This window comes from Spartinivicinus poritis, from assembly GCF_028858535.1.
GTDB classification, from domain to species: Bacteria; Pseudomonadota; Gammaproteobacteria; order Pseudomonadales; family Zooshikellaceae; genus Spartinivicinus; species Spartinivicinus poritis.
The window spans coordinates 1-6,886 of record NZ_JAPMOU010000104.1; the positions used below are offsets into that span (position 1 = coordinate 1).

General features: G+C 37.1%; 1 protein-coding gene. It reads right to left on the bottom strand.

Annotation, left to right across the window (positions count from 1 at the left end; genetic code table 11):
- On the bottom strand, positions 1-6,022 hold a 6,022-nt coding region (locus tag ORQ98_RS28570; RefSeq protein ID WP_274692236.1), incomplete at its 3' end, for a YopT-type cysteine protease domain-containing protein.
- Positions 6,023-6,886 lie beyond the last annotated feature (864 nt).

A 6,886-nucleotide genomic window follows, 5' to 3' on the forward strand; every position in this document is an offset into this window, starting at 1 on the left:
CCGTATCTTCAGTTCGATCAGTTAAATCCCCCTGAGCAATAACCGTATCATTACCCTCACCTGCCGTTAATTGACTGACTTTATTAGGTGCTCTACTACCCGAAATAATAAAGGCATCATCTTTTTTTCCACCAGTAAATGTTTTTTCACCTTCACCCACAACAAAGATATTATTTTTATTGATAAAGCCCTTAGCTTTGTCCTTACCGGCTCCTAAGTTTATAAAGGCTGATTTTTTATCATCATTTTCAACAGATTGAATAACAGCTGCATTTTCTCCTGCATTATTATACACAGTAGCTTTTAGGTTATGCTTTGGTGTGACTGTCCTTGTTCTTGTTTCATAAACGTCTACTACACGAGGAGCTTTGTTGCCTACTAATTTTGTTCCAGTTTTGACGCGATAGGTTTCTTCATAAGAGGTTACCTCTTTAACCATTTTACTATTTTGGCCGTCTGTATCAATTTGGAACATTTTGGTTTCAGCTGAGCCTTTTATTTCATCAGACAAGTCAATATCATCATCAGTTTCATGTAAACTAGGGTTATATTTCCGATCACTTACGGACTCTAGCATGCTAACACTAACAAAATCACTAGATTGTCCGTAAGACTCTTTTAGTCTACTGGCATTAGCTTTCAGATACTGTTCAGCTTCCTGTTTAGTTAAGTTATGTTGGACATTGTTGTACTTAAAGCTACCACCTAAATCACTTGCCCAGTCATCAACCCAATATCCAACTTGAATATAGTACTTCCTTTCAACATCAACCTTTACTTTACCTTTTGAGTAGGCAATAGTATCTAAATCTGAATTATATATCTGCGCAGCACCTTGTTTAGCTAACTCACCATCTATATTATCTCTTGCTTGACCCTCAACTACACGCTTCATGATACTCTCACGTTGGGGTATTCCAAAAAATGCCGCAAACCCTGCATCGAACTTCTCTCTAGAAGATAGTTTTGTCCACTTTTCAAGTTCTTCTACTTGCCGTACTGCATTATAAATTTGCCCACCGATAGCTAACACCGCAGCAACAGCCACCCCAATGGGCCCCGCAACAGCTGCCGCGGTGCCTCCAATCCCAATTGCCACAGCAGTAGCAATACCAACTACGGCACCACTTACGGATAAAGAACCGTTGACAATTAAGTCCTGGCGTTTTTTCGGGTCAGTTTCTGATGCTAACTTTTTAAAGGAGTCAACTGCCGAATAAATATCAAATCCCGAGGTTAATACTCCCAATACAGCACCACCGGCTCGCATTAATCCAGTGCCTAGCTTACTGGCGAACTTACCTGCTGTAGAAGCTGACTGACCAAAGCGATTGACCAGTGACAAACCAGCTTTTTGCAGCCCTTTTTCTGCTAGAGGCTCTAATAAGTCTGTCGCCAACCCTCCCGCAGCTAAGCCAACTTCCTTATTAATTTCACTTTGATCAACCCCTGGTTGGTTACTCCGCCGCAAGGCATTGAAAATGCCCATGATGTTCTGGTAATAGCCATACCCTTGCAAACCTTTACCCACTTTACTCGATACACTATTGGCTGTTGCCAAATGACTATTGGTTTTGACTTTGTTGGTTAAAGATTGCCAGAATTCAGGGTCAACATTTAACTGGTTATTAATATATTGTTTGACTGAAGTTAGAAAATCATCAGCAATTGTCGTATTTTGCCCTTCAGTTAAATTGGTTAATAATGATTTACTATCTTCTCTTTGGTTGACCACTTTTTTCAACCATTGTGCAGTAGAAGACAGGGAGTGATCGAGAGTTTGAACCCGTTGAGTGACAAACTCACCAAGCAAGGCTCGATCAAATTGTAATTGATCAAAGCGGCCTGTTTGCTGTAACTTCTGTACGTCAGCAGCCATCAGTCGTTTGCCATTAAGGCTAGCGCCCATATCATACAGGGTAGTCCAATGGATTTTTGTTCCGTCAATTTCAGCTTCACCCAGCTGCATCAAGCGATCTCGCTCCGTCATTAATCGATCACTATTAATGAACTGGGATAATATTGTAGTTTTCTCGACTACTTTGCTATTTTGAGTATCCAACGCATAAACCGTAAATACCGGCTTCTTGTCTGCTGATAATTGTGTTTGATAAAGTTCTGCAAGATTTTTATTACCTTGGCTGGTAAATGATAAATTAAAGTGTTTCTTTAAGACTCGCGTTAAGTCACTAGATGATTTAACTTCAACATCTCCAAAGTTAGGGTCATATAAGTAATACTTCTCCCCTTTTTTTGCGACCGCTAAGCTATGATTACCCGTATTTAGCATCAGATATTGATCACCAGAGTCTGATAGTTTTTTAACAATATGCTTAATGCCTAACTCACCAATCAATTTTAAAGAGTTGTCCGCAGGTGCAAGCTGATTTGATCTATGCAGATCATCAATGAGATTTGTAAATTTTGCAGCCTCATTTATTTCCTGCTGGCTAACAGTCCCATCTTTGACTCGCTGGTAAATTGCTGAATGAGTAAATAAAGTATCAAATAATTTATTTTTACTTTCTACACCATTTCCTTGGCTCAGCATTTGTAAATAGGCCTCCGTCAAACCACTACATCGCCCTTTAGGCAGACTTGACTGGCTGAGGCCAACATAAAGCGACTGTGGTGCCAATCTAACCTTATCATTAACCCCATTGGTAGCCATTAACTTTACTACACCTTCATCCCTAAACTGGTTCCATGACACAAGGCGTTCTCGGCTATTTTCTCCTGGATATGGAGGCATGGTAAGTCGACTATTTGTATCAATTCCGTCATTAACTATCGGTAAAATTTTATTCATTACCTCTTGATATATTGCTCCTTGAGGCTTTTCACCTAATTCTCCTTGCTGGTTTAAGCGATCGAATATCGTAATAATTTCTTTGCCAATTCCATTATCACCGTCTGGTGCATATCGTGCGGCAACATACAACGTCTCAAAAAATGAGTGATATCCATTGCGAATCATAAAAGCTGCATTTGCTAGTTGAAACTGCCAATACTGTTGAAGTGTGATATTACCAAATAATGATTGATAAACCCTAGAGATATCCCGTGTAGTGCCTGATATACCTCCGGTAAAGGGAGCATCTAAGTTTTGCATGTACTCTGTAGTAGATTGTTGAGTATCAGGTTCAAATTGATTATGGCTTTGTAATTTGTCATCTTTTATGACATACGAGCCATCATAATATTCAACATCAGATGGGTTAGCATTTAGTATTCGATATGGATCGATTTTATTTTTTCTGTTATTTATTTCAACAATATGTGCATTGCTGCTTCCAATATCATGGCTTATAGTTGGATCATTTCGAAACTTTGAGTCTATTTCTCCAGCTGCAGGCCTAAGTGAATGAAAGAAAAGTTGAATGCGCAAAGCTTTCAATTCTTGGTTATTAAGCAAAGCTTCTGTTAGCTGCCCAGTTAATAGCTTTTTTAATAAATCAGCATCTGAGTCAGTCAATTCTGGTACTAATTTTCTCACAGCAGCTAAGTCACTACGGATATATGCCTGTTCACTTAAATTATTTAACGTCTTTGTATCAAGTTTTTGAGAAAATTTACCTGCTAAATCAAAAATTTGAGATTGAGATACTTGATGAGATAAATATTGATTTGCAAACTGAGCTTCCCATCGTGACTTATTAAAGCTATTACCTTCCCCATTCCTATAACGAGGATCAGGTGTAGTAGGAGATACTAAGCTTCCTGGTGTTATATGGTTTATTTCTAAAATTCTAATTAACTTTGACTCAAACTCACTGCGTGTTTGATCATTTTGATACCATGGTTGTTTTTGTGCAGTACCGTCTCGAAGTTGCTCCAGCTTAGTGAAAAAATCCAAACTTGAGTTATATAGTGATGCAGTTTCACTTGAGCTTAAGTGGCCACCGGTAAATTTACCATTACTATCTTGATCAATTTTAGTGAATGGTGTAGCAGGAAGATATTTTTTACTACCATCAGAGTTCGTTTTTTCAAAATCTAATAGATACTTCCTATCCCCAAAACCTATTTTTCTTTCAAGTGCTTTTATATCTACAAACTCACCATCTCTAGCAGGATCATATAACGCCTGTTCATAACCAGCTAAAGCTATAGTTTGGAATGAGCCTTTCCAAATATTTTCGTTTAATATACTTTGAAATGATTGGTTGTTCTTAAATTTAATTCCAATTTGATTTTCTATTTTTCTATCAACACTAGTTAAAGTAATTTCACTACCATCAGGTAACATTTTTGCTTTAAGTGCATCCCGTTGCGAATGTTCAGACTCCATGTAATTACCAAAGTATTCTCTCACAAAGTCAGTTTTTACTAATACCGATCTAATCGGTGTATAAGTTGGTGTACCTTTAGGGTTAGGATCAAGTCTGTATTTTTGCTGCCATGCCAGTGATCTGGCTGGCGTTCCAAAACTAAAATTAATAAATCCATCTTTGCTTTTTTGCTTGATAATAACATCACCATTACTATCTAAATGAAGTTCCTTTTGTTTGCCATCATAGTTTGCATCCACAAGGCTGATATACATCCGTATATAACCTGGTTGCTCCTCCATCATTAGTAATGAAGCATTTAACGGTAAATCATCTGACGATAATGGCAATGCAAGGGTTTTTCTGGGGTCAGCAACTTTACCACTTAAAAATTTTTCGTAATTACTTAGTAAGTCAAGATATGCAGCTTTCTTTGCTGGATCGGAGGCTGTACTTATCAAATTTTTTAAGTCACTAATTTTTTTAGTGCTATTATATTTTAGCTTAGTACTATCATCTTGATTGCGCTTTGAGTCATCACCTTTTTTCAGAATATCTGCTCTTCTTTCCCAGATTGATTCATACCTTCTTTGTCTACCATCTTGTGCTGTATAGACATCAATTGAATTATTTAGCTGGTCAAGATACTTTTTTCTAGCAGGTGTCATACCTTGCTGGTCAATCAATCTCAGTAACTGGTTTTTAAGCGCTTTTAGGTTTTCTAATCGTTGCGGTATAGAGTCAGCATTACCTTCCATCTGATAATGTTGAGCAGCTAGTATATTTAACGTTGATTGCTGCATTTCAAGCAGTCGTTTAGATGCTTCCTGAATATAGGCTTGTTTGTCTTGCTGGTCCAGTGAATACCATACTGTTTTCACTCCGTCAGGTTGGCTCTGGCGCTCTAAAATGTCATTAAGTACATTATTTAATAGTTCAGCTTCATTAAAGGGATGTACATGATCACCGGCAATCGGATCAATAGATAATTTTTTAACAAACGGTGTCTTTATAAATCCTTTCTTAATAAGCTGAGCTCCATACATCATTTCTATTTGATGAGTCTTTGTTTCTGTATCCCCAATAGATGAACGACCAGTTTGCTCTGCTTGTAGGTCATCTCTGGCATGCAATGCTTCATGCACTAAAACTTGCCTTACCGTTAACCCTAACTGGCTAATTTTATTCAAATCTAAAGTAATAGTATTCGTTTTATCATTATATACAGCAGCAGCTCCTTCATAGCTTTTTTCTATCATAGGCCCTAATCGAATTGTTATGCCTTTTAATGCAGAGATAATCTTTGGTAGCTGATTATTATTTTTCTCAATGTCATAAAGCTCATTAAGCACGGCCACAACAAAATCAATATCTTTTTTAGGTATCGTGGAGTCTGCTTTAATCTTAACAGATTGATTGGTTAACGGTTTATTTAATTCTTTAGCACCATTAGAACGCCATTTTTTCTGTTTAGAAGGATTAGATGAAGTAAAGTAAGGTGTTTTCCGTCTTGCATTTAAAGATCTTTCGTCATCATTTTTCTCATCAGATATTGCTCGAGCAGCGCCCTGCGAAACCAAGCTTAAAATAGACTTTAAATGCAAATTTTTATTTTTTTCTTTACGTTCTAGCTTATTTTTATCCAGTTGCTTACTTTTAGTAATATTAACTGATTCAGGTATATCAAAGTTCTCTGCATTAAGAGAGTTGGACGTCGAGTGGTTATCATTTGCCGATAGTTTTGTTGACATCTTTTATCTTCCATAAAATACTGCGACATGATTATTAATTGAATAAACATATTATTACTCATATGCAGATTAATAACGAATAGTTTCATGAGATGTAATTCACTCTTACAAACTGACATTCATTTTTTAGTGTGGGTATATGGCTGTTACGAATCATTTTATGAGACTCAGGTGAGATGGCTGCCCCCATCAAATAGCATCGTTATGCAGCACACTACGTAGTATCAATTAAAGCGTTTAATAAAAAAATAACTTATAAGGGCTCTGTCGCAAACCTTTACCATTCATGATAGCCTTTCTCGTTCCTGTTATTTTATCGTTACCATGAGCCCTGATGAACTCTTCAATGATTGCCACTTTCTAACGTTTGTTGTACAAACCGTGTCATATTTTCTTCAGTTTTCGTTGGGTTACTGCAGTATAATAGGTGCTCATGTTAGATCACAATGTGCCTGTCGATTACTCCAGTATTTAAAGAAGTCGGTTGTGATAAGACAAGTGAAACATCTCAATACTCGTGGGGGCCAGAAGCTCATAGTTTTACTGTATGTAATAGTAAAACTACTTATTGGGTGAGTTTCGATTGGGCTGGAGTTGAAATGCTATAAAATATGCATCTTGTTAGGTTTGCCTTTTAATTTTATCCAAGTATTTTGGAGCAACTAGAATTGATTCAATATGTTATAGGCGCTGTCATTGGAATGTCCCTATCACCAGAGCCATAGAGAAATATATAAGGAAAGTATGGCTTTAGCTTAGAAGAGTATGAACTATATCTTAGCTGTATAGACCAGCCCTTTCAAGGTGATTTTTTAGCCGCTTTTAAAAGCCTTGCTGTTGAAATATGGGGCTGGATTTTTATTT